The following is a 22710-nucleotide window of genomic DNA, read 5'->3' on the forward strand; positions in this document are numbered from 1 at the left end:
GCCCGAACTCGAAACATCAGGACGGTGCCATCCGCACGGTTAAGTACAGTTAATCCTCATTTTGAATCATGATTGTAGCCGCTTCCGACTTGCGCATTGCCAGGCAATAACCCGCTACGTTCAGGCAAATCGGATCACCAAGCGGAGCTTTGCTGTGCAGGCACACTTCAGCACCCGGCAGGCAGCCCATTTCGAGCAACTTAAGCGACATCAATTGATTGTTAAACGACTCAATGGTGGCTCGTTCTCCAATTTTCAGGTCAGCTACGCTACGTTTGCTCATGGTCTTGGTGAGGCTAATCTTTATTTAGATTCAGTTTAATTAACGCAAGATTACAACGGAAAGTTTATTGATGCAAATCTATCTGAGCAAATCCCACGCAAACCGTAAAATGGTTGCTGCAATGAGAAATAAAAAGAATACCCGAATGAATCGATTCCCTTTTAATATCGCCAGACGTGCCCCTAAAAAAGCTCCTGAGAGGCTGGCAATGGCCATGGGGAATGCAAATGCATAGAGAATTTTCCCTTCATTTATAAAAAATAAAGTGCTGGCCAGATTAGTTGACGCATTGACCAATTTAGCATGAGCACTAGCCTTGAGGAAATCGAAGCCAATGAGTGCAATGAAACCAAGTACAAGAAAGCTGCCCGTTCCGGGGCCAAAGAAGCCATCATAAAACCCGATACCTGCCCCCATAAACCACATGCGCTTCTGCTGCTGACTTGCCGTTACCACCCGATGCGACACCTGCCCAAAATCTTTTTTTATCAGTGTATAAATGAACACCCCAATTAGAATGACCAGAGCCAGAGGTTTCATGAAACTATTCGGCACTCGGGAAAGTACCCAGGACCCAAACCAGGAAGCCCCAAAGGCAATGGCCATCATCGGTCCAATAAATCGGCCAACCACCGCAACACGTCGGCTATACTGAAAGGCACCCATCAAGCTACTGAACATAGACGGGATTTTGGTCGTCCCAATCAGGGTTGGCACCGGGTACCGGGGTAGCGTAAATAGCATAGCGGGCGTTTGGATAAGCCCTCCCCCACCAATAATTGCATCGACAAAACCAGCCAGAAACGAAAAGCCACACAACACTAAAACCGCAGAATAATCCATCAAAATAATAAGCCCTTTACAAAAAACCTATACCCTAAACTTTGACTTTAAATGAGCCTACAGATAGAGATACAATCACCTCAGCAGTCTGGATAATCGAAAAAATAGGCACAACGTTCATGTAGACATTAAGAAGAGGAAGTAAGCTGCTTTTGTCTTCCGGTAACGTTTCCCGACTTACAGGAACAGGAAATCAGGAAACGAATGCCCAAGAGAACCTAAAACTATTTCTTTCGTGCATCAGCATTGCGCTGTAAATTTGCAGAATTAATAGACAGAGCATGGCAGAATCGGTACGGCAGATGAGTGCATTGATGCGGAAGGAGTTCCTGCTGGAATGGAGGCAACGCTATGCCCTCAATGGTATGCTCCTGTATATTGTCGGTGCCGTGTTTGTGTGTTACCTCAGCTTTAACGCCCGACGAGGCCAATTGACGCCTATTGTCTGGAATACGCTGTTCTGGATTATTTTGCTGTTTACGGCGATCAATGCCATTGCCAAGAGTTTTGTACAGGAGCGTGCCGGACGGCAATTATACTACTACACATTAGCCAGTCCGCAACAGATTATTCTGTCCAAAATTCTATACAACACAGCCCTGATGTTAATGCTGGTCTTTCTGGGCTTCGGGGTATATGCGTTTGTATTGGGCAATCCGGTAAACGACGTGCCACTTTACATGTTGACGCTGGTGCTGGGAGCAATCGGATTTGCGTCGTCACTTACGCTGGTATCGGGCATTGCCAGCAAAGCCGAAAACCCGGCAACGTTGATGGCGGTATTGAGCTTCCCGATCATTCTACCCCTGCTGCTCATGCTATTGAAAGTGTCGAAAAATGCCCTCGATGGTCTTGACCGAAGCGTAAGCTGGAACGAGATAGGAACCGTGCTGGCTATAGACGCTATTGTCCTGACACTTTCGTGGTTGTTATTTCCGTTTTTATGGCGGAGTTGAGTAACGCGGACATCCTGTCCGCATTTATTAAACATCATGGCGGACAGGATGTCCGCGTTACTATATGAAAAAGAATTGGTGGAAGGCCCTTTCGGTCTTGATTTTGGTTTACGTGATTCTTCAAGGGCTATTAGGCGTTGTGCCGCGCCAGCCGATTCTAAACGAGAGCATTCGGAATGTGTATTTCCACGTGCCGCTCTGGTTTGGTATGATCGTTCTGTTGCTGACCTCAGCGGTTTACTCCATCAGATACCTGCGTAGCGGTCGGTTTGACGACGATCTGGTGGCGGTTGAGTTTGCGAACTCGGCCATTTTATTTGGTCTTTTAGGTTGCCTGACGGGTTCGATCTGGGCCAACTTCACCTGGGGCGAACCCTGGCCGAATGACCCCAAACTCAACAGTGTAGCCGTTGGTATGCTTATGTATCTGGCTTACCTTATTCTGCGTGGTTCGTTTGACGACGAACAGCGACGTGCCCGGATTTCGGCGGTTTACAACATCTTTGCCTTTGCGGTGTTCGTTCCCCTGATTTTCATCGTCCCGCGTTTAACCGACTCGCTGCACCCCGGCAACGGCGGCAACCCGGCTTTTGGCAAATACGATATGGACAACCGTATACGGATGGTGTTTTATCCAGCCGTTATTGGCTTCACCTTACTGGGGGTCTGGATTACCGAGCTTCGGGTACGCTATCGGCGTATGAAGGCGGCTATAGATGATTAAACTCATGTGTAGTCCCAATAACATGTGTAGTCCCAATAACTAGCATTCCGGAAACTACCATTCCGGGAATGTTTCAGCTTATCTTTGCGTTATTTTTCTAACTACTTCAAACGACAATGCGACTGCCTTTTCGCCTACTCTCTCTCCTGATAGCCCTGCTTTTTTTTAGCCAAACCCTTATGGCGCAACAGCCGGTTCGTGAGGGCATTGAAATGGCCGACCGTCTCCGTTCCGATGGTAAAATATGGGTGGTTGTGGCGGTAATCGCTACCGTCTTTACCGGTATTATCGTCTATCTCGTCCGGCTTGACAGACAGATCGGTAAATTGGAACAAGAAGTGAAAGACAAAAAAAAACAATATAGTTTGTAGTCTATTCTGTGTAACTCATACATCATAACGACGATTTACAAGCCGTTAAATCAGGTAACCAACATGAAAATCTCTCACATAATCGGCATTATTGTTATTGCAGTAGCCATTGGAGTTATTGCCAGCACAGCAGGCGACGCCAGTGTGTACACAACCTTCGCAAAAGCTGAGCAAATGAAAAAAGATGGCGACGACAAAATGATTCACGTTGTCGGTAAGCTTCAGAAAAATTCACAGGGCCAGATTACGGATATGCTCTACAATCCCGCCATTGACCCGAACCACTTTGAGTTTACACTTATAGACAATGACCAGCGAGCACAAAAAGTGGTTTTTAACAGTCCCAAACCTCAGGATTTCGATCGTTCGGAGCAGGTCGTTATTATTGGGTCTATGCAGGACGACCATTTTCAATGCAACAAAATTTTGCTAAAATGCCCATCAAAGTACCAGGATGGTAAGTTGGAAACAACGGAACACGAGGCAAAAACGGCACAACTATGAGCGTTCAGGAAATAGAGAAAGCAGCAAAAGAATTACCAGTTAACGAACTAGATGGACTAGTAACACGTCTTTTTGATTTTTTTCATGAGCAGTGGGATAAGCAAATAAAAGAAGACGCTGAAGCGGGGCGGCTCGACGATTTGCTTAATGAAGCCCGAGAGGATATTCGTACGGGTAGAACAAAACCTTTATGAATCATCATACCACGTCAAAATTCTGGAAACGTTATTACAATCTGCCTGAAGCCGTTCAGGACTTGGCAGATAAGAATTTTGAACTACTAAAGATAGACCCATCGCATCCATCGTTGCATTTCAAAGAGATTAGCGGAAAAGAAAACTTATGGTCAGCACGTGTAGGTGATCATTTCCGCGTGTTGGCCATACACGAAGACGAATTCTATTGGTTCTGGATAGGCTCTCACGCAGAGTACAATCAACTCATTAAGCGATTATGATACATACCACAGTCGGGCAACTCGGCCACTTTTTCGTTATCCTGTCGTTCGTTACAGCTCTGGTTGCAACGGTCGCTTACTTTTTCTCAGCCCTGGGGTGGGGTAAAACCGCACAAGCTGAAGTCGTTGAGGAACGTCAGTTAGCCTATGCCGGGGAGTCTAGCCTGGGCAGTAAAAAGGCTAAACACAAAACACCATCCAATCAGGCAAATCGCAATCCATTGGCGGACAAGGATGACTGGCGGACACTGGCGCGGTGGGCTTTTTATATTAACGGTGCGGCCGTGATTAGTGTAGCCTCCTGTCTTTTCTATATCATTTATAACCATTACTTCGAGTATCACTACGCCTGGAGTCACTCCTCTCGGGCGTTGCCGGTTCAGTACATGATTTCGTGTTTCTGGGAAGGACAGGAAGGGTCATTTTTGCTCTGGTTGTTCTGGAATGCTGTATTGGGTGCCATCCTGATCCGGACGAGCGGCAAACAGTGGGAAGCCCCCATGATGGCTATTTTTGCGCTGGTTCAGGCTTTTCTGGCATCCATGATTTTAGGTGTAATCTTTGGTGATACATTTAAAATTGGCTCCTCGCCGTTTCTATTGCTGACAGAAGCCATGCCCGATGCTCCCATCTTTACGGCCGACCCAAACTTTGTGCCTAAGGACGGGAATGGTCTGAACCCGCTGCTTCAGAATTACTGGATGGTTATTCACCCCCCAACGTTGTTTCTTGGCTTTGCGCTGGCGTTAGTTCCCTTTGCCTATTGTATAGCTGGTTTATGGCGCAACCAACCCCTTGAATGGATTCGGCCTGCCTTACCCTGGACGCTCATTGGCGGAATGGTATTGGGTGTGGGCGTCATGATGGGCGGCTATTGGGCCTATGAAACCCTAAACTTCGAAGGCTACTGGAACTGGGACCCCGTCGAAAACGCAGTGTATGTTCCCTGGCTGGTGCTGGTGGCTGCCTTACACACGATGCTGATTGCCAAGCGTAGTTCGGCAGGGCTGAAAATGGCCATTATTCTAACGATCTCTACATTCATCTTAATTTTATACTCCACGTTCCTGTCGAGAAGCGGTATTCTGGGTAACGCATCCGTTCACTCATTTACCGACTTAGGTTTGTCGGGGCAGTTATTGATGTATCTGATGGCTTTTGTTGTGCTGGCAGTAATTTTAGCCGCCGTCAAATGGAAATACATTACTGCCGATAAAGAAGAGGCAACCGTATACACCAAAGAATTCTGGGTATTTATTGGCGCCACAGTATTGTGTCTGGCCGCATTTCAGGTCATTGCCACAACGTCGATTCCGGTTTATAATAAAATTATGGAGTCGTTCGGCAAGGTGTCTAATCTGGCTCTTCCCGCCGATCAGGTGGCGCACTACAGTAAATTCCAGATCTGGTTCTTTGTGGTAATTGCCTTGCTGAGCGGTGTCGGTCAATATATGTGGTGGCGTAAGGTGGATCATAAAAAGTGGGATTCGTTGATCACACCCGGTATTCTGACGCTACTCCTCTGTGCCAGTCTAATTTCTTTCGGTGGGATGAAGAATCCCATTTATATGGCCCTTCTGGTGGCTTCGGTCTTCGCACTGATGACCAATGGAGCCATTTTGCTGGATGTTGTAAAGGGTAATTATCGGCTTTCTGGTGGCGCGGTTTCGCACATCGGTATGGCCCTGATGCTTATTGGCATTCTGTATTCGGCGGGTTATACAAAGGTCATCTCGATCAACAACAGTGGTCTGCTCATCTCAAAGCAGGAGGAGTTTACGAAAGACAATAACCGACAGAATAAGGAAAATACGCTCTTATGGCTCAACCAGCCTGAGCGTATGGGGCCCTACCAGCTTACTTATCGCGGCAAACGAATCGAAGCCCGCGACGTGCCGGGGTACATTCCGCGCAATGACGTCGAGGTGATCGAAGGCGACTTTCATGGTATTGCCCAACGCGATATTGAACAGAATGGTAAGATTTACCATAAAAAAGGTGATACCCTGGCCCTATACCCGGAAAACACCTATTATGATGTTGAATATAGGGATACCGATGGTAGAATTTTTAACCTGTATCCCCGTGCTCAGGTAAACGAGCGCATGGGATTACTTGCCTCGCCCGACATCAAACACAAAACGGACCGCGATATGTACACCTATGTATCGTCGGTGCCTGACCCTAGTGCCGAAAATACATGGGAGAAAACGGAGACGTTCAGTGTGGCTATTAAAGACACATTTTTCCTGAACGATTATGTGGCTATTCTGGACGATGTTGCACGCACAAACCAAGTAGAAGGTCTGGAGCTTACAGATACCGATGCCGCTGTTCGGGCAAAAGTTCGGGTGCTCGACAAAAATGGCGAACATATTCTCACCCCTGCTTTTGTTATAAAAGATCGCATGGTGGCTCACCCAGCCGAAGTAAGCGATGAATTAGGTGTACGGATTCAACTGAATGAAATTGACCCGCGAACAGGCAAATTCACCTTCGCCGTTAATCGGACACAGCGCGACTACATTGTGATGAAGGCGATTGAAAAGCCACTTATCAACATCCTCTGGATTGGAACGCTAATCGTTGTCATCGGCTTCCTGATCGCCACATTCCGGCGGTATCGGGAATTTGGCAAAATGCAAAACAAAGCTGTTTAAGATTTATGGTTTACCGTATACGGTAAACCAACCCTATGAAACTTTCTGAAATCCTTCTTTTAGCAGTCGCTGCCGGTTTTTTAGTCATCTGGATTGCCGAGTATCAACGCACCACGTTTGGCGATAGCTACTGGTTGTTAATGCTATTTCTAGGCTTTATTCTGGCTTTTCAATACGTCAGAAATAAACGGATCGAAAGGGAAAAAGCGGTCTCTCCAACAATTAAACAAATGGTCGAAGACCGGAAGAAGAAAAAGAAATGATGAATGACAAGTGATGAATGGTGTGCATTTACATTCTATTCTTCACTTATCATTCATCATTCATCATTAAAAAATGGAACCCTACGCTCTTTTATTCGGTGCCTTACTTGCCCTCGTGCTGGCCGGTTTTTTCTCGGCAGTAGAGATGGCCTATGTATCGGTTAACCGATTATACTTTGAGCTTCACAGCAAACAGGGGCCATTGAGTGAGAAACTAGTCTCGGGCTTTTTAAAAAATCCCATTCTTTTCGTCGGAACGACCCTGACTGGCAACACGCTTTTTCTGGTACTCTATACCGTTTTAGGGGTTACATCCCTCAACCCATTGTTAATTGCCGTATTGCCCGAAAATTGGGCAGCACATGAATCGGTTGTTATCACGATCGAAACGCTGATTCTGACGCTTATCTTCCTGCCCGTTGCCGACTATATTCCCAAAAGTCTTGCCCTCATTCATCCCGACCGTTTTCTGGAAGCTTTGGCGGTGCCGCTTTGGGTTATCTATAAAGCCATTGCCCCTGTTGTTCGGGTATTGGTTGGCACGGCACGCTTCTTTATCCGATATGTGCTGGGCAAACGCAACCCCGAAATTCGCCCGGTTTTCGGTCTCACCGACCTTAACCATTACTTACAACAACTCAACCAGAAGGCCGACACGGAGCAGGATGTAGAGGTCGATACGAAGATATTTAATAATGCTATCGAGTTTCGCGATGTACGGGTACGCGACTGTTTAGTGCCTCGTACTGAAATTACGGCTATTGCTGTGGATGATACCGTCGAAGATCTTAGGTTGGCCTTTCAGGACAGCGGTCACTCAAAAATCGTGGTATACCGCGACACAATTGACGATGTTATCGGGTACTGCCATGCGCTGGCGCTGTTTAAGAAGCCAGCAACCGTTGAGGAAATTATTACGCCTATTATTGTTGTTCCTGAAACCATGCCTGCTCAGGATTTGCTGCTCCGTTTTTTATCGGAACGAAAAAGCCTGGCGCTCGTAGTCGACGAATTTGGCGGCACGGCGGGCATTGTGAGCGTAGAAGACATGGTCGAACAGATTTTCGGTGAGATCCAGGACGAATATGACACCAACGAAGACTGGGTGGAGCAGCAGCTTGACGAGTCCAACTGGCTGTTGAGCGCCCGGCATGAAATTGACGATCTGAATAAAACCTACGACTGGACGATTCCCGAAGGGAACTACGATACACTAGGTGGCCTTATTTTAGAAACCCATGAGGATGTGCCTCAGGTTGGCGAGGTAATTGAATTCTCGCCTTTTACATTTACTATTATTTCTATGGACGGCACACGGATTGATACCGTGAAAGTCCATTTGAGAAAAGAGTGATCCACCATTACTTGTGTTCTTTTTTACTACATCGTGAATAAATTGTCTGTTCAAAAAACGGTAGCGCGGCATTTGCTGGCGGTACAGGCTGTCCGGCTCAAGCCTAATGAGCCTTTTACCTGGAGTTCGGGTTGGAAATCCCCTATTTATTGCGACAATCGGGTTACGCTGGCGTATCCTGAGGTGCGCACTTACATTAAAAATGCACTCGCAGAAGCCATTCGTGAGCGTTTTCCTTCGGTAGAAGTGATTGCCGGTGTAGCTACGGCGGGAATTCCGCAGGGGGCTTTAGTCGCTGATGTTCTAGGCATCCCCTATTGTTATGTGCGGCCCGAACCGAAGGCCCACGGGATGGGAAAGCAAATTGAAGGTCATTTGTCGAGTGGCCAGAAAGTTGTTGTTATTGAAGATCTGATTTCCACAGGGGGCAGTTCGCTGAAGGTTGTCAATGCCCTTCAGGCAGCGGGTGCCGAAGTCCTTGGCATGGCCGCCATTTTCACATACGGCTTCCCATTGGCCGACCAGAACTTTGCCAGTAAAAACGTGCCGTTAATATGCCTGAGTAACTACGACGCTCTTTTAGTCGAAGCACAGGCTCTCGACTATATATCGGCAGATGCTATGGAATCTCTTGCCGCCTGGCGTCAGAATCCGGCGCAGTGGGGGCAGTAGCTATTGGTCATTAGTTGAACTGTTATTAAGTTATGAATCAGTAGTTTTTGATTAATAGCACTCGTTGAATGAGGTTTATGCAAATTACTATTAACCAATAACTTATAACTAAAATGGCTACCCTTACCGCAAGCATCGGACGAACACCTTATGAAACGCACCTGTCAACGGGTTCTCAGGTTATTGTAGCCGACGAACCCGTTGACATGGGCGGGCAGGATCGAGGAATGCGGCCGGGTGAGTTGCTGGCTGCATCCCTGGGAGCCTGTACCGTAATGACGTTACGGATGTATGCCGACCGCAAAGGGTGGCCACTCGAATCTGCGGTTGTGCATGTCGATTATAGTAATGACATTGAGACAAAACGCTCTCTTTTCGTTGTAAAGTTGATCTTAAACGGTAACTTGACCGAAGATCAACGGGCGAGGTTAACAGAGATGGCAGACCGATGTCCTATTCACCGGGCACTCCAGAACCCGGTTGATTTTGAGACCATTCTGATCGACGATGCTGGTAGTAAACAACGCCAGTCATTGGAAGTCGACCTGTAAGACATTCATCTACTCAGCAAAATCTATGAATACGGCCGAGCATAATCAGACACCGGACATCACAAAAACCTACACCAATGGTGAGATTACTGTTGTCTGGAAACCCAACGTGTGTATCCATTCGAAACTCTGCTGGACTCAGTTAGCCACGGTATTCAATCCACGAGAGCGCCCTTGGGTAAACATGACTGGTGCCGATACGCAGCACATTGCTGAACAAGTGGACCGTTGCCCATCGAAAGCATTGAGTTATTTTCGAAACGAGGAGCACATTCAACCAGAAGCGATACAGGCCGAAAGTATTGTTGAGCCAATGCCCAACGGCCCTCTGCTTGTCTATGGAAATTTGACCGTAAAAAGCCCGGACGGACAAGAAACGAAGAAAAATAAGGTCACAGCATTTTGTCGGTGCGGAGCCAGCAGCAACAAACCTTACTGCGATGGTTCGCACATTAAAGCGGGTTTTGTAGGCTGATACAAATTAACAGGACATCAGTCGGGCAGCATCGAACTCAGGTCTGATCCATGCGTTGGGTAAGCCAGCAGTGTATTTCTCAGATCTTCAGCCGTAATATGGTGCTTCATGGCTAACGTGAATAAGTTTATAACTTCGTCGCACCCAGAGCCAAGAAGGTGGGCACCAACGATCTCATCGGTCTCTTCGTCAACCAGGGTTTTGAAAGCCGAAAATGATTCGTTGATACGTCGGCTTGTGTACCAATCATTGGTTTCCTGAAAGGTAACCTTCACCTTCCTCCCCTGCTTTCTGGCCTGCTCTTCGGTCAGACCAACAGACGCTAATGTCGGTATAGTATACACAGCCGATGGTGTTGGATTGTCTGTGTAGGCTTGTCGATTTCCAGTCAAAATATTGTTGATTGCAATTTTTCCTTCGTAGGAAGCTAGCGGAGTAAGCGGCAGTCCTTTATCGGCCACATCGCCACAGGCATAAATTGCTGGATTAGACACACTTTGCAGGAATTCATTCACGGCCACCCCTTTCGGACCAACCTTAACACCTGCTTTTTCCAGTGCCAGTTCTGCCACATCGGCAACGCGTCCGGCGGCATGAATGACTAGATTTGTAAGGATAGACTGACTTTCCCCTGCCTGTTCATAGCGAACCGTCAATCTATCTTTTTGCCCCTCAACGGCTGTTACATTAGCTTCTAATAGAATCCGAATACCCAGGGCTTCCATTGCCTTTACGAGTAAGCTTACCAGATCGGCATCAAAGCCCTCCAGAGGACGTTTTCCCTGATGAAGAATTGTGACCTTTGCTCCGGCACGAGCGGCAATATGTGCAAACTCGAAGGCAATGTAGCCCCCTCCCACCATCACGATCTCTTCCGGCAATTGTGATAGCTCCAGAAATCCTGTACTGTCGATCAGTAATTCCTCACCGGGAATGTTAAGTGGCTTAGGTCGTTGGCCGGTAGCTACAACAATGTGATCGGCGGTGAGTTCATCCTGGCCAACTCGTACCGTCTTTGGCGATAAAAAGGTAGCCACTCCATGATAAAACTGAATGCCAAGGTCTCTAAATTTTGCTTCGGTATTTTCAGGAATGGGTTCCGTAAACGTTTTTTTGAACGCCATCAAGTCAGGCCAGTTAATCGTTGCCGCACTGGCAATACCGTTCCCTGTCATTTGTTCCGACCGGGCTACTATTTCAGCCGCCCCAACCAGTACTTTTTTAGGGTCACAACCCCGCTGCGAACAGGTACCCCCAAAGGGTAATTTATCAATAATAGCAACAGACTTACCCGCTTTCCTGGCCGTCTGGGCAACGGTTGCACCCGCCGAGCCGGTGCCAATAACAATAAGGTCAAAAATAGGCATACTCAGTACTAGCTAATGAATGGTTAAGCATATAACCCAAAACCAGCCCTACCGGCTAAAAAAAAGTGGCTGATCCTTTCGGAATCAGCCACTTTGTCTATCGTAATGTATGTAGTTCTACGCTACCGCTTCATATAACTCTTCGCGTTGCGCTTTCACACGTTCGTCGGAGAGGTATTCATCATAGGTCATCAGTTTGTCGAGAATACCGACCGGGGTGATTTCGACAATACGGTTAGCAACCGTTTGCACGAACTGGTGGTCATGCGAGGTGAACAGAATCGGGCCTTTGAAATCAATCAGACCGTTGTTCAGCGATTCGATCGATTCAAGATCGAGGTGGTTCGTTGGTTCATCGAGCATTAGCAGGTTAGCGCCCGACAACATCATTCTCGATAACATACAACGCACTTTTTCGCCCCCGCTCAACACCGTAGCTTTCTTGAGCGACTCTTCGCCCGAGAACAACATACGACCGAGGAAACCCCGAATAAAGCTTTCGTCTTTCTCAACCGAATACTGCCGCAGCCAATCGACAAGGCTTAGATCGGTCTGGAAGAATTTCTCTTTTTCAGAATCGGTTGGGAAGTAAGCCGAAGTAATGGTTACACCCCAACGGAACGTACCTGAATCTGCCTTCCGTTCGCCCGCAAGAATATCCAGCAAGGCCGAAACGGCCAAACCATCCCTACTAAACAGGAAAATTTTATCCTGCTTGTTCATAGTAAAGGACAGATTTTCAAATAGTTTCGTACCATCTTCCGCCGTGTAGGTCAGATTTTCGACAGTAAGAATCTGGTCACCAGGTTCACGCTCGGCCTTGAAGTTCACATAAGGATACTTCCGCGATGACGGCTGAATATCTTCGAGGGTAAGTTTTTCGAGCAATTTACCCCGACTTGTAGCCTGTTTTGATTTCGATGCGTTGGCCGAGAAGCGACGGATAAATTCTTCGAGTTCTTTCCGCTTATCTTCAGTTTTTTTGTTCTGATCCTGCCGTTGTTTCAACGCCAGTTGGCTCGACTCATACCAGAACGAGTAGTTACCCGCAAAGAGCTTCACCTTGCTGAAATCAACGTCGACGATCTGCGTACAGACCTGATCTAGAAAGTGCCTATCGTGCGATACGACAATGACAGTGTTATTGAAGTTAGCCAGGAAGTTTTCGAGCCACAACACCGACTCAACGTCGAGGTTGTTGGTCGGTTCGTCAAGTAATAGGACATCCGGGCTACCGAACAATGCCTGAGCCAGCAGAACCCGCACTTTCTCGGAACCGTTGATTTCGGACATTGGCGTATAATGCATGTCTTCTTTAATACCAAGACCCGACAGCAGACTGGCGGCATCAGACTCAGCATCCCAACCGTTCATCTCGGCAAATTCCGATTCGAGTTCGGCAGCTTTTTCGCCGTCAGCATCCGTAAATTCTTCTTTAGCATACAGAATATCTTTCTCCTGCATGATGTCATACAGGCGTTTGTTGCCCATAATTACCGTTTGCAGAACTGGATATTCATCAAAAGAGGATTGATTTTGGCTAAGCACCGACATCCGTTCGCCGGGTGTCATGATCACCGAACCCGTTTGTGGCTCAATTTCGCCCGACAGGATTTTTAAAAACGTTGATTTACCGGCTCCATTGGCGCCAATAACACCATAACAGTTGCCGGATGTGAATTTTATAGTTACGTCATCAAAAAGCACCCGCTTACCATAGCGCAGTGAGACGTTTTGTACCGATATCATGTTGTGATTTTCTGTTCAGATTGAACGGCAAAGATACGAATTTTTGGTGAAATTTGGGGGGAAGGATAGAACCGTCCGTGCGGTTCTATTTCTCACTTGTCCCGCACACAACGAAAACCGAGGTTATTACTCCCGCTGCTTACCTCTCCTTTTCCCCGGCTTCCGGCTTTGTAGCGAATACAGTACTCATCACTGCACAGAAACGAACCGCCACGCTGTACTCGTTTTATAGCATCGGGTTCGTCGGGATCGTAGCTATCCGATGGGCCTTGCGGATTATTATTCACCAATTTCGTGTAATAGTCCGGGCGATAATAATCCTGACACCACTCCCACACATTACCATCCATATCGTACAGGCCATAGGCGTTGGCGGGGAACGATTTCACAGGCGCAACGCCTACAAAACCATCTTCGGTCGTGTTATGATCGGGGAAACTGCCCTGGTAGATATTGGCGATCCATTTCCCGGAAGGCTTTAGCTCATCACCCCAATAGTAAGTATGATTTCCTTTCCCCCCTTGTGCAGCAAACTCCCATTCGGCCTCAGTGGGCAAGCGTTTCCCGGCCCATTTCGCATAGGCAAGGGCATCGTCGTAGCTAACATGAATAACCGGTTCATTCTCGTGCCCTTTCAGGTCACTCGCTGGCCCTTTGGGGTGCTGCCAGCTAGCCCCTTTAACATATTGCCACCAGCGTAGTGGATTCTCCAGCGATACTTTCTGAGCAGTTGGGGTAAAAACGGCTGATCCGGGCACAAGCTGTTCAGCAGCAACGCCCGGGTAATCAGCCGGATTCAGTGGTCGTTCGGCGATGGTTTTATAGCCCGTTGCCGTCACGAATTTGGCAAATTCGGCATTGGTTACTTCGTGTTCGTCCATCCAGAAGCCCTTCACGTTTACGGAATGCACTGGCCGCGAATCGACAAACGCATCGGCTCCCATCAAAAACGTACCGCCCGGTATCAAAACCATTCCGGTAGTACTTCCCGCTACCGATTCCACTCCTGCGGCTGCGTTTCGGATAGCGGCCGACCGGGATGGCATTCCCTTCGCGATGCAGGCCGCAGCAGAATCTGCCGACGCCTGCGCCAGTTCTTCTTTCGATTTAGAGGTCGAATGACAACTGATTAATCCACAAAAAAGAGAACTGCCTAGTAACAAAGACAAAACGTATCTTCCACGCATACTATTGACGACAAAAACGTTACTTCTTCTAACCGCTGCCGTTGATTTTTGTCATGGCTTACTTTCCAACAGTTTGAGCGCTTCCTCATCTTTATACTTCACAATCTGCTCTTTCAGTTTCCCTTTCAGCGAGGCTGTAATGGTTTCATACCCTTTTGCGCCGTACAGGTTTTTCAGATTCTGAGGATCTTTCTGAATATCATATAACTCCCAGAAATCATCGGGACCGTAAAAACGCGCCAGGGTATAGCGGTCTGTGCGCAGCCCAAAATGGGGTGACACGTGGTGCGGTTGCGGATATTCATAATAATGGTAATAGGCCTGATCTCGCCAGCCTTTCTGTTGGCCTTTCAGCAGGGGCAAAAACGATTCTCCCTGAATATACGCTGGTATGGGAGTGCCAGCCAGGTTGAGTAACGTAGGCGCCCAGTCAACATTGGAAACTACCTGCCGAACCTGACTGCCGGGTTTGATAACGCCCGGATACCGAATCACAAACGGCGTTTTCAACGACTCTTCATAGATCCACCGCTTATCGAACCAACCATGCTCCCCCAAATAAAAGCCCTGATCCGACGTATAAACGACTATTGTGTTTTTAGCCAGACCGCTTTTATCCAGGTAATCGAGCAACTTACCAATGTTGCGATCCAGCGAATTCGCAACCGACAGGTAGTCTTTCATATAACGCTGGTATTTCCATTCAACTAACGCCTTACCGCTGAGTTTCTTTTCGTCGAACTCTTTACTGATTTTATTTTCGTAGTACTCATAAAACGGTTTTTTCTGTTCTGGCGTAAACCGATTATAGGAAAACATGGCTCCTTTGGCGTCATAATCGGCATGTATTTTCAGGTCCCTATCCAGAATCATGGTTTTATCGATACTCATATCCTGCTTTTGGGCGGCCGTACGTCCTTCGTACTTGTCGTAAAAGGTAGCGGGTAAAGGGAATGTAACATTATCATAAGCCCCTAAATCTTCGGGAGCTGGTAGCCATTCGCGGTGGGTTGCTTTGTGGCCCACGACCAAAAAGAAAGGCTTAGAGGCATCCCGTTTATCAAGCCAGTCGGTCGACAAGCTCGTCACTACATCGGTAACGTAGCCCATGCGTCGGGTTGTCTTGTTATTAGAGTCGACAAAATCGGAATTGTAATAACTGCCATGCCCCGGTAGTATGTTCAGGTAGTCGAAACCGTGCGGCAGGCTGCCCAGGTGCATTTTCCCAATCCAGGCAGTCTGATAGCCATTTTTCTGTAACTCCTCCGCAAAAACGGGCTGATTAATATCAAATACCTTCTCATTGAATTTATAGCCATTCCGGTGCGAAAACTGGCCGGTTAGCAACGTGGCCCGGCTTGGTCCGCAGATGGAGTTGGCCACAACATTGTTGTAGAGAATGGCTCCTTCCCGAGCGATCCGGTCGATGTTGGGCGTTTTGGCCAGTTTACTTCCATAGGCACTTATCGCCTGCGAGGTATGGTCGTCCGAAATGATGAAAATAATGTTGGGCCTGGTTGGCGGGGCAGTTTCCTGTTCTTTGATGCCATGACCAATCATAGCCAGCAAACCGGTAAACACCGCACCCACTGCAAGAATGAAGATCGTTGTATTTTTTCTGTTCATAACAGGCTTAAAATTTGAGTATTACTAAAGCAGCTTCTGGATAAAGGTCTTTTAACAATGTTTTTTACTTTTATACAGGCTTATACTCCCACCTTTGCCAGTTCCTGCCATGACAGTAGCCCAATAGCCAGAACGGCCAGTGCAAGACCAATTTTGTTGGCGGTCGATAGCTGTTCCCGAAAAAATACCGCAGCCAACAGAGCCGCCAGCAAAATAACACCAATATTATAAAGCGGATACACAAAAGCCCCGTTGCTACTAAAAGCCGAAAGGGCCAGCAGAAGCATATAAAAACTAAGAAAATTAGGCACTCCCAGTGTTACAGCGCCAATCAGGCTTTTGGCTTGAAGTTGTTCTTTACCCTGAAAGGCCCGTATACTTAACATGAGCAGGCCAGCAACAACGGCCCCCAAAACCATCGTCAGAGTTACCTGGACGGTTTTATCGGACGAAGGAATGTAGTGCAGATTCATATAATTGATCATGGTGTTGGTGGCTCCATAAAACAGGAAAACACCCACTGGCAGCAGGACATTCAGCCCGAAACGACTTTGTTTTTGTGCTATGGCATCGTCCTGATTTTGTACGGGTGGTTCTTTTTTATAGGTACTCAAACCCACGGCAACTACCGCGAGAACCAGACCCAGATAGTTGAACGTATCGAAGCCCGATACACCCCCACCCGTTCGGAAAACGAACAGGCTAAAACATACCGGAATCACCAGCGACAGGTTATTCGCCAGCGAAGTGGCCGTAATGCCCATGCGCTGTGTGGATGCTCCCGACAACAAAAACGTTAGTATGAAACCCACCCCTAATCCGAATGCCAGCCATGTCCAGGTTTGCGAAAAATCTATTGAGAACGATTGACCAGCGGGTAGTAGCAACAGCCCTGTTACAAAGCAAACCGGGTAGTTGAAGACGATGGCCTGGAATGTATTGACCTCATAGCGCGGGAACAACCGAAAATTCAGCAGCAGAAGTACCGAAAATAAGATGCTAAGGCTTAAAAAGAGCATGAGCGCGGGGAATCGGATTGGTAATTTTCGGGCGAAGTTACTCCACGCTTCGGTTGTCCGCTTATCTTTAGACGCTGTTTTATCGACCCTCCCGAAAAAAAGCATCTTCGTTATGAACACGAATCTTCGTCTGCTTCTCGCCCTTCTGTGCTTGCCAACGACTGTATTGCTGGGGCAGCAAAAGCTTTCGATGTCGGTAACGGTGGCCCCCACGCTTTCGCATACGAATTACAACTACCGCTTTTTTTATCCAAACAGCGACGGTCAGGTTGTGGAACCGGTATATATGAATGGTCCCCGCTGGGCAAATGGCTATTCGGCAGGGTTATCGCTCCTGTACACCTACGCCCCCGACTGGACGGTTTCATCGGGTGTCTGGTTTCAACAGGTAACTACCCGACAGGCTCGTCAGGCGGCTTCTGGCGAGGGCACCGTTACGGTGCATAACCGGATTGTTCGCATTCCGCTGTTGCTCAGTTACACATCGTCGATGAAACGCTTATCACCCTATTTTTCACTCGGCTTGCTAACCGATGTTCCCATTCCCTCACGGGTGATTGTTACCCGAACGGGGCAGTCAACGCAGTACTTAGGGCTCGAAAACAGCCGCCGTCCCATTTTCCACCTTCTTGTTGGTGCTGGCGTTCAGTACAAATTGAATCGGCGGTATACGCTCATGGCACAACCCGTCTGGACCTATAAATTCGGACAACTGGGCGGAGCCAGTACCTACGACGCTTCGTTTGAGGTTAGTATGCTGACGCAGGTGGCGTATACGTTTTAAATCAAAAGTTAGTGCAACTCTTGCAGTTAGCCCACCTCTTTTGTTAAACCCAATCAGCTGATCTCTTTTTACGACCTATTATGAGCCATTTTTTTTGCCTATTCATATTTATATCAGTAACCCTCTCGGCAAACTCACAGTCCCTGCCAACCACACTTGTCCCTGGGCGGGTTGACTCGTTCATCACACAACTCATGGACAGTACGCAGGTGCCGGGCTTGTCCATAGCGATCATCCGGGATAATAAAGTTCGCTACAGCAAAGGGTATGGCCTGACCAAAGCTGACTCTACCCAGCGAGTTAGCTCAGAAACAGTATTCGACGCAGCCTCGTTGAGCAAACCGGTCTTTGCGTACGCTGTGTTGCAACTGGTGGAACAGAGCCTGATCGACCTGGATAAACCTTTGTTCGAGTATTTTCCCTACCCCGATGTGGCGGCAGATGAGCGGTACCGAAAAATTACCGCCCGCATGGTGTTAAGCCACCGAACGGGTTTTCCGAACTGGCGTAAAAACAGAAAACTACCTCAAATGGCGATGGTAGCTACACCCGGCGAACGATTTGGCTATTCGGGCGAAGGCTATTTTTATTTGCAGAAAGTGGTGGAGAAAATTTTGGGTAAATCCCTGAATGTAATTATGACAGAGCGGGTGTTTATTCCCTTAAAAATGACTCGTAGCAGTTATATCTGGAACCCCGCTTTCGACGCTGACTTTGCGCTGCCGCATACCGATGCCGGACAACCGGAAACCAAGTACAAGTCCAGTCAGGCGAATGCAGCCTATTCATTGCAAACGACTGCCGACGATTATGCCCGGTTTCTACTAACCATTTTGACACCTTCGGGCATCAAGGCAAGCACAGCCAACCTGATGTTATCACCTCAGGGTCGATTACCCAAATCGTTTTCGGGTGGCGACTCACTCTCGACAACCCTAAGTTGGGGCTTAGGCTTTGGCTTGGAAAGTACACCAGCCAACAGTTATTTCTGGCATTGGGGCGACAACGACACCTACAAATGTTATGTAGTTGCCAATCAAAAAAGCCATGATGCAGTCGTGTATTTCACCAATTCGGCCAATGGATTAAGCCTAATCGACGAGATAACCCGGCAGTTTATGGGCTTCACCCCATCGACGGTCAACTTTCTGGGTTACAAACCGTATAAAAAAGAGCAGGGTCGATTGAAGCCGTAAAACTCTTAACCAGAAAGGGTGATCTTTTAAAAGCAGGTGAATAATCGTGTGCGATAAATGCGCTAGAAGTCTGACTAAGTACTTGGACTTGGCACTTTACAGCAAAAAGGTAAAACATTTAGCAAAATGGCTGGCATATTAACAGGCACCTACAGGGCTTTCTTATAAAACTGAATTTGCCCATTACCAGATAAAATGGCCCCGACGGATAATACAGATTGAACGGATTTTCACAGAAGCCTGATTTAGACCCGCTTGCCAAGTTTCTGCTGTCCAAAAGCCTCTTTACTGGTTTCGGCTTGATCGAGCCAGATATGTATTTTTTTAGTAGATTCGCCCGTTCGTGTACACCGATTGACTGTGTCTTAACAGCACCTACTATGGCGACACTTGGTAAGCAACAAATCAACGAAATTGCTGAGCAACTGGACTGCGGGTTCCGGGCATTCTGGCACAAAATAACTGGTGAGCTAATTTTTATCCCCGATACTAGGAAATTTCCCTATGGCGATGATGGTGCATTTGAGGAAGAGAATGAGCAATTAGACGCGAATCGGGATGATTATGTCGAAATTGAACCGATGGAATCAAGAGATTCTTTTCGAGTTATGGCAGACTTTGCCGAAACCCTGACAAATAAAACGGTTCAGGATGCGCTTTTTCGAGCGTTGAACAAACGAGGTCCTTTCCGGGAGTTTAAGTATGTGATCGACAACTCGGGCGAATACAGGCAGCAATGGTTTAACTTCAAAAATCAACGATACATTGATTGGGTGACCCAACAGGTAAACGCCTATAATGAAGAAGACTCACAGCTCTATTTCTCTGATTGACAGCCTGCATATCCATTTTTTCTGTCAACTTCAGTTTTTTGGATTATGGCCGTTTACTCTCTTAACAAGGCCGGTTGGTCTTGCAGCAGGCGCATACGGTAGGCATTCATGGCCGTGCGGCCAAGCTGGTTGACCAGCCGGTAGTTGACCACAATACCTACAGCGGCTCCAATGCCCGGAATTAATTGCGCCATTTTGGCCAGATCAATATAATCGCGGTACTCCTGCTGGAAAGTCAACCAGTCGAACTGGTTAATGTCGTCGGGTAGTTGGCGGCTGTGTTCAGGCCAGTTGGCAATGTACTGGTAAACCACCTGCCGACTTTCCTGGCTGGAAAAAGCCAATTGAAATATATACAGGATAAAAACCCGCTCGCGGTAGTCCTTCACCGAATAGCCATACAGGCTGGCAATCTCGAACAGCATTTTCATCTTTAAGCTAAGCAGTATCGGAAAATCGGCCAACCCGAGGAGGAAGCCTCCAGCTCCTGTTACGCCCCCCTCGGCCGCACTGGTTTTCTTATAAAATTCAATGCGCCGGGCTACAGCCGCATCCCGCTGAATGAGCGTTTGCCCTTGTATTGGGGCACGGTTCAGAAACTCCGCCCCGAACAAAACACCGCGCGTCATTTGCTTGATGGCCGCCGTAACGATAGCATGTACCCGATCTGGAATAATCCGATTTATACGCCGTTGCAGCGACGTGGAGAGCTTTCCAAAGGTTGAAGGTGGCTTTTGCATGGCCTGTTGCCAGCGGGTCAATTCGTTCCGGACGGCTTGTACGTAAGGGGTCATATTACCTAAATTTGGCAAAAAGTGCTATCTTCATCGAATCAAATGATCCGTAAGCTTGTTGAATTTACATGCAGCATCCTCATAAACCCCAACGTCGCAAGTTAGTAGGTATGAAGAATGTTCTTCTGCTTATGGTTGCTCTGGTAATCGTTTACGTTGCCAGCACCGCCTACAAAACCGTTCCGACAATAGCCGTTAAGGTGCCTGTGCCGGCTTCAGTAAAAACCAAATCCATTGCGCATCTCGATGTTTACGACCAGTTGAACCTGAGCAAGGCCGGTTTGCAGAAGAGCGTTTTTGAATACGCGCTGCGTGGCTGGCAGAAGATCGACACGGCGAAATCCATGCTTACCATTGTTGACTTGAGTCAGCCGTCGAGTCACAAACGATTGTATGTGGTCGACTTGTTCAATAAGAAGCTATTATTTAACACCTACGTTTCGCACGGACGTAATTCGGGCGATCTGGTGGCAAAGAAATTCTCCAACACCCAATCATCCTTTCAAAGCAGCCTGGGTTTTTACCAGACGCTCAATACGTATATGGGTAAGCATGGCCTTTCGCTTCAGTTGAAAGGGCTGGAAAAAGGCTTTAACGACAATGTCTTTAATCGGAATATTGTACTTCACGGTGCCGATTACGTTTGCGAGGATTTTATTCGCAAAACCGGCCGACTGGGACGTAGTCAGGGATGCCCTGCAGTACCGTATGCCGAATCGAAAGGCATTATTCAGGCGGTTAAAGGCGGCTCCTGCCTGTTTATCTACTCGCCGGATTCCAACTACCTGAAACAGTCAGCTTATTTGTCCAGCGAATACACGTCGTTGTAAAAATGTAGTTTCCCAGTTGAGTCAACATCCGCCACGTTGTAGACGATAAATACGGGGAAGCGCTTTGGAATGGGCAACGTTTTGGGCTTTTGATCAATCAGGCACTTATTCATAAAAGCGGCATCGAAGGTTGGTGTACCCAGCACCAGGTTGGCCAGCTCAACAGGCTTTTGTACCCGAACGCAACCATGACTCCGCCAGCGGTCGGTGGTGTTTTTGAACAAGTCCCGGCTGTTTGTATCGTGCAGGTAAATTGCTAAAGGATTGGCCAGGTTAAATTTCAACAACCCAAGCGAATTTTCACAGCCTGACGCCTGTCGAACGCGATATGGAAAATTCGTTTCCGATAACTCCTCCCAGTTTATATCTTCCGGGTCAACTTCATGATCCTTCGCATCGAGAATCTGTAAATTCTGGTTGTAGATGTAGGCTATGTTTCGCTTCATACGAGGCAGCATTTCTTCCAGCGCAATATTTTTCGGTACGTTCCAGTAAGGGTACATCACAATATCCTGAATGTAAGTCGCCATACACGGAGTCATCTTGTCGGGTTTTCCGGCAATGACCTGCATTGGCAACAGTCGCTTACCTGTCCGGTCAAAAACGTTTAATTCGCCCGCCGGGATATTGACCAGCACAAACTGGTCGGGGTCGAACCGATTGATATATCGGTAGAAATTTAGCGTCTGCCGAATTAACCGCAGTGAATCGGCCAAAGCGGGGCTGCTGCCCTGTTTACGAAGTCGGTTATAATGTCCAACCAGTTGTTTATAGGGTGCAAACGTAGACAGAGTATCCAGCGAAGCCGGATCGGCTTTGGCAGACCAGGTCGAATCAACTGTCTCTTTTAGACCGCTAAATGCCATTCGGGACGGTTTCTTACCATACCGAATTTCCTCCAGTACGTCGGTTAGTTTTTCCTCATTTCGAGCGGCATCGGCATTTAGCGTAAATCGAGTCGTATCAATCCCCACTGAATCAGCATATAAACACGCCTGATGCACAAGTTGAGCCACCTGTTGTGAGCGCTCTTCGGTCTTTTCTTTTTTATTATCCGTCTTTGCCTGTTCGGGCGTTGTCTGTTTATTTGTAATCAGGTACTTACCCACAAAGAATAGAGCGACCAAACCCACTACTACTACTGCGCCAATTCCGATTCTTCGTGTATTCATGTTTGATTTTTTTAATGGTAGTTACAACATATAACACGGG

The 22710-nt window shown here is 47.6% G+C and carries 25 protein-coding genes; 16 read left to right on the plus strand and 9 right to left on the minus strand.

Features of this window, described 5'->3' with window-relative positions; all coding sequences use genetic code 11:
• Positions 1-49: 49 nt before the first annotated feature.
• Together CWM47_RS19255 and CWM47_RS19260 are read right to left on the minus strand one after the other, a co-directional pair.
• Positions 50-283, minus strand: coding sequence for a FeoA family protein (locus CWM47_RS19255; RefSeq protein WP_100989844.1), 234 nt, complete (start codon positions 281-283; stop codon positions 50-52).
• 78 nt (positions 284-361) lie between these two features.
• Positions 362-1126 carry a sulfite exporter TauE/SafE family protein gene (locus tag CWM47_RS19260; RefSeq protein WP_100989845.1) on the minus strand — a complete coding sequence of 255 codons (765 nt, stop codon included), beginning with the start codon at positions 1124-1126 and terminating at the stop codon, positions 362-364.
• Between the two features lie 281 nt (positions 1127-1407).
• Here CWM47_RS19260 and CWM47_RS19265 point away from each other — a divergent pair, with 281 nt between their 5' ends.
• The 12 genes from CWM47_RS19265 to CWM47_RS19320 all read left to right on the plus strand — a co-directional run bounded on the left by CWM47_RS19265 (position 1408) and on the right by CWM47_RS19320 (position 10113).
• On the plus strand, positions 1408-2082 hold the full coding sequence (locus CWM47_RS19265) for a heme exporter protein CcmB (protein WP_100989846.1): 675 nt from the start codon (positions 1408-1410) through the stop codon (positions 2080-2082).
• 64 nt (positions 2083-2146) lie between these two features.
• Entirely contained in the window at positions 2147-2806 is a 660-nt protein-coding gene (gene ccsA / locus CWM47_RS19270) for a cytochrome c biogenesis protein CcsA (RefSeq protein ID WP_100989847.1), read from the plus strand.
• Positions 2807-2922: 116 nt separating this feature from the next.
• Positions 2923-3177 carry a CcmD family protein gene (locus tag CWM47_RS19275; RefSeq protein ID WP_100989848.1) on the plus strand — a complete coding sequence of 85 codons (255 nt, stop codon included), beginning with the start codon at positions 2923-2925 and terminating at the stop codon, positions 3175-3177.
• Positions 3178-3240: 63 nt separating this feature from the next.
• The gene (locus CWM47_RS19280) at positions 3241-3681 is read left to right on the plus strand and encodes a cytochrome c maturation protein CcmE domain-containing protein (protein ID WP_100989849.1); all 441 of its coding nucleotides are present in this window, start codon (positions 3241-3243) and stop codon (positions 3679-3681) included.
• Positions 3678-3875 carry a hypothetical protein gene (locus tag CWM47_RS19285; protein WP_100989850.1) on the plus strand — a complete coding sequence of 66 codons (198 nt, stop codon included), beginning with the start codon at positions 3678-3680 and terminating at the stop codon, positions 3873-3875. The genes CWM47_RS19280 and CWM47_RS19285 overlap by 4 nt, the downstream gene beginning before the upstream one ends.
• Positions 3872-4138 carry a type II toxin-antitoxin system RelE family toxin gene (locus tag CWM47_RS19290; protein ID WP_100989851.1) on the plus strand — a complete coding sequence of 89 codons (267 nt, stop codon included), beginning with the start codon at positions 3872-3874 and terminating at the stop codon, positions 4136-4138. The genes CWM47_RS19285 and CWM47_RS19290 overlap by 4 nt, the downstream gene beginning before the upstream one ends.
• Positions 4135-6798 carry a cytochrome c biogenesis protein CcsA gene (ccsA, locus tag CWM47_RS19295; RefSeq protein ID WP_100989852.1) on the plus strand — a complete coding sequence of 888 codons (2664 nt, stop codon included), beginning with the start codon at positions 4135-4137 and terminating at the stop codon, positions 6796-6798. Before CWM47_RS19290 ends, ccsA (CWM47_RS19295) begins: the two co-directional genes overlap by 4 nt.
• A 35-nt stretch (positions 6799-6833) precedes the next feature.
• Positions 6834-7061, plus strand: a complete 228-nt coding sequence (locus CWM47_RS19300) for a hypothetical protein (RefSeq protein WP_100989853.1) — start codon at positions 6834-6836, stop codon at positions 7059-7061.
• A gap of 73 nt (positions 7062-7134) precedes the next feature.
• A complete protein-coding gene (locus CWM47_RS19305) occupies positions 7135-8415 on the plus strand; it encodes a hemolysin family protein (RefSeq protein WP_100989854.1) in 1281 nt (426 codons plus the stop codon).
• A gap of 42 nt (positions 8416-8457) precedes the next feature.
• Positions 8458-9087 (plus strand): orotate phosphoribosyltransferase, encoded by a 630-nt coding sequence (pyrE, locus tag CWM47_RS19310; protein ID WP_394342021.1) that lies wholly within the window; start codon positions 8458-8460, stop codon positions 9085-9087.
• A 113-nt stretch (positions 9088-9200) separates the two neighbouring features.
• On the plus strand, positions 9201-9638 hold the full coding sequence (locus CWM47_RS19315; RefSeq protein WP_100989856.1) for an OsmC family protein: 438 nt from the start codon (positions 9201-9203) through the stop codon (positions 9636-9638).
• Positions 9639-9663: 25 nt separating this feature from the next.
• Positions 9664-10113 (plus strand): (4Fe-4S)-binding protein, encoded by a 450-nt coding sequence (locus CWM47_RS19320; RefSeq protein WP_100989857.1) that lies wholly within the window; start codon positions 9664-9666, stop codon positions 10111-10113.
• A 17-nt stretch (positions 10114-10130) separates the two neighbouring features.
• On the opposite strand, the gene CWM47_RS19325 is transcribed toward CWM47_RS19320, so the two are convergent.
• The 5 genes from CWM47_RS19325 to CWM47_RS19345 all read right to left on the minus strand — a co-directional run bounded on the left by CWM47_RS19325 (position 10131) and on the right by CWM47_RS19345 (position 17061).
• Positions 10131-11480, minus strand: coding sequence for a dihydrolipoyl dehydrogenase family protein (locus CWM47_RS19325; protein WP_100989858.1), 1350 nt, complete (start codon positions 11478-11480; stop codon positions 10131-10133).
• 117 nt (positions 11481-11597) lie between these two features.
• Entirely contained in the window at positions 11598-13229 is a 1632-nt protein-coding gene (locus CWM47_RS19330) for an ABC-F family ATP-binding cassette domain-containing protein (protein WP_100989859.1), read from the minus strand.
• Between the two features lie 92 nt (positions 13230-13321).
• The gene (locus tag CWM47_RS19335; RefSeq protein ID WP_100989860.1) at positions 13322-14416 is read right to left on the minus strand and encodes a formylglycine-generating enzyme family protein; all 1095 of its coding nucleotides are present in this window, start codon (positions 14414-14416) and stop codon (positions 13322-13324) included.
• 51 nt (positions 14417-14467) lie between these two features.
• The gene (locus CWM47_RS19340; protein ID WP_100989861.1) at positions 14468-16042 is read right to left on the minus strand and encodes a sulfatase family protein; all 1575 of its coding nucleotides are present in this window, start codon (positions 16040-16042) and stop codon (positions 14468-14470) included.
• Between the two features lie 80 nt (positions 16043-16122).
• Entirely contained in the window at positions 16123-17061 is a 939-nt protein-coding gene (locus CWM47_RS19345; RefSeq protein WP_100989862.1) for a hypothetical protein, read from the minus strand.
• Positions 17062-17173: 112 nt separating this feature from the next.
• Between CWM47_RS19345 and CWM47_RS19350 the strand changes: the two genes are divergently transcribed.
• From CWM47_RS19350 to CWM47_RS19360, 3 genes are all read left to right on the plus strand, one after another.
• A complete protein-coding gene (locus tag CWM47_RS19350) occupies positions 17174-17845 on the plus strand; it encodes a porin family protein (protein ID WP_100993952.1) in 672 nt (223 codons plus the stop codon).
• Positions 17846-17925: 80 nt separating this feature from the next.
• Positions 17926-19041, plus strand: coding sequence for a serine hydrolase domain-containing protein (locus CWM47_RS19355; protein ID WP_100989863.1), 1116 nt, complete (start codon positions 17926-17928; stop codon positions 19039-19041).
• Positions 19042-19421: 380 nt separating this feature from the next.
• Positions 19422-19874 (plus strand): UPF0158 family protein, encoded by a 453-nt coding sequence (locus CWM47_RS19360; protein WP_100989864.1) that lies wholly within the window; start codon positions 19422-19424, stop codon positions 19872-19874.
• A gap of 53 nt (positions 19875-19927) precedes the next feature.
• Here CWM47_RS19360 and CWM47_RS19365 read toward each other — a convergent pair whose 3' ends face one another.
• Positions 19928-20668, minus strand: a complete 741-nt coding sequence (locus CWM47_RS19365) for an EcsC family protein (protein ID WP_100989865.1) — start codon at positions 20666-20668, stop codon at positions 19928-19930.
• Positions 20669-20778: 110 nt separating this feature from the next.
• Between CWM47_RS19365 and CWM47_RS19370 the strand changes: the two genes are divergently transcribed.
• Positions 20779-21498, plus strand: a complete 720-nt coding sequence (locus CWM47_RS19370; protein WP_100989866.1) for a murein L,D-transpeptidase catalytic domain family protein — start codon at positions 20779-20781, stop codon at positions 21496-21498.
• On the opposite strand, the gene CWM47_RS19375 is transcribed toward CWM47_RS19370, so the two are convergent.
• A complete protein-coding gene (locus CWM47_RS19375) occupies positions 21468-22670 on the minus strand; it encodes a L,D-transpeptidase family protein (protein ID WP_100989867.1) in 1203 nt (400 codons plus the stop codon). The genes CWM47_RS19370 and CWM47_RS19375 overlap by 31 nt on opposite strands.
• Between the last annotated feature and the right edge of the window lie 40 nt (positions 22671-22710).

It is taken from the genome of Spirosoma pollinicola (genome assembly GCF_002831565.1).
In the GTDB taxonomy this organism is placed as follows: domain Bacteria; phylum Bacteroidota; class Bacteroidia; order Cytophagales; family Spirosomataceae; genus Spirosoma; species Spirosoma pollinicola.

What these genes read in the sequence shown, in the direction of transcription:
- CWM47_RS19255 (WP_100989844.1), bottom strand. Translation starts at nt 283, where the DNA reads ATGAGCAAACGTAGCGTAGCTGACCTGAAAATTGGAGAACGAGCCACC.
- CWM47_RS19260 (WP_100989845.1), bottom strand. Translation starts at nt 1,126, where the DNA reads ATGGATTATTCTGCGGTTTTAGTGTTGTGTGGCTTTTCGTTTCTGGCT.
- CWM47_RS19265 (WP_100989846.1), top strand. Translation starts at nt 1,408, where the DNA reads ATGGCAGAATCGGTACGGCAGATGAGTGCATTGATGCGGAAGGAGTTC.
- ccsA (WP_100989847.1), top strand. Translation starts at nt 2,147, where the DNA reads ATGAAAAAGAATTGGTGGAAGGCCCTTTCGGTCTTGATTTTGGTTTAC.
- CWM47_RS19275 (WP_100989848.1), top strand. Translation starts at nt 2,923, where the DNA reads ATGCGACTGCCTTTTCGCCTACTCTCTCTCCTGATAGCCCTGCTTTTT.
- CWM47_RS19280 (WP_100989849.1), top strand. Translation starts at nt 3,241, where the DNA reads ATGAAAATCTCTCACATAATCGGCATTATTGTTATTGCAGTAGCCATT.
- CWM47_RS19285 (WP_100989850.1), top strand. Translation starts at nt 3,678, where the DNA reads ATGAGCGTTCAGGAAATAGAGAAAGCAGCAAAAGAATTACCAGTTAAC.
- CWM47_RS19290 (WP_100989851.1), top strand. Translation starts at nt 3,872, where the DNA reads ATGAATCATCATACCACGTCAAAATTCTGGAAACGTTATTACAATCTG.
- ccsA (WP_100989852.1), top strand. Translation starts at nt 4,135, where the DNA reads ATGATACATACCACAGTCGGGCAACTCGGCCACTTTTTCGTTATCCTG.
- CWM47_RS19300 (WP_100989853.1), top strand. Translation starts at nt 6,834, where the DNA reads ATGAAACTTTCTGAAATCCTTCTTTTAGCAGTCGCTGCCGGTTTTTTA.
- CWM47_RS19305 (WP_100989854.1), top strand. Translation starts at nt 7,135, where the DNA reads ATGGAACCCTACGCTCTTTTATTCGGTGCCTTACTTGCCCTCGTGCTG.
- CWM47_RS19315 (WP_100989856.1), top strand. Translation starts at nt 9,201, where the DNA reads ATGGCTACCCTTACCGCAAGCATCGGACGAACACCTTATGAAACGCAC.
- CWM47_RS19320 (WP_100989857.1), top strand. Translation starts at nt 9,664, where the DNA reads ATGAATACGGCCGAGCATAATCAGACACCGGACATCACAAAAACCTAC.
- CWM47_RS19325 (WP_100989858.1), bottom strand. Translation starts at nt 11,480, where the DNA reads ATGCCTATTTTTGACCTTATTGTTATTGGCACCGGCTCGGCGGGTGCA.
- CWM47_RS19330 (WP_100989859.1), bottom strand. Translation starts at nt 13,229, where the DNA reads ATGATATCGGTACAAAACGTCTCACTGCGCTATGGTAAGCGGGTGCTT.
- CWM47_RS19335 (WP_100989860.1), bottom strand. Translation starts at nt 14,416, where the DNA reads ATGCGTGGAAGATACGTTTTGTCTTTGTTACTAGGCAGTTCTCTTTTT.
- CWM47_RS19340 (WP_100989861.1), bottom strand. Translation starts at nt 16,042, where the DNA reads ATGAACAGAAAAAATACAACGATCTTCATTCTTGCAGTGGGTGCGGTG.
- CWM47_RS19345 (WP_100989862.1), bottom strand. Translation starts at nt 17,061, where the DNA reads ATGCTCTTTTTAAGCCTTAGCATCTTATTTTCGGTACTTCTGCTGCTG.
- CWM47_RS19350 (WP_100993952.1), top strand. Translation starts at nt 17,174, where the DNA reads ATGAACACGAATCTTCGTCTGCTTCTCGCCCTTCTGTGCTTGCCAACG.
- CWM47_RS19355 (WP_100989863.1), top strand. Translation starts at nt 17,926, where the DNA reads ATGAGCCATTTTTTTTGCCTATTCATATTTATATCAGTAACCCTCTCG.
- CWM47_RS19360 (WP_100989864.1), top strand. Translation starts at nt 19,422, where the DNA reads ATGGCGACACTTGGTAAGCAACAAATCAACGAAATTGCTGAGCAACTG.
- CWM47_RS19365 (WP_100989865.1), bottom strand. Translation starts at nt 20,668, where the DNA reads ATGACCCCTTACGTACAAGCCGTCCGGAACGAATTGACCCGCTGGCAA.
- CWM47_RS19370 (WP_100989866.1), top strand. Translation starts at nt 20,779, where the DNA reads ATGAAGAATGTTCTTCTGCTTATGGTTGCTCTGGTAATCGTTTACGTT.
- CWM47_RS19375 (WP_100989867.1), bottom strand. Translation starts at nt 22,670, where the DNA reads ATGAATACACGAAGAATCGGAATTGGCGCAGTAGTAGTAGTGGGTTTG.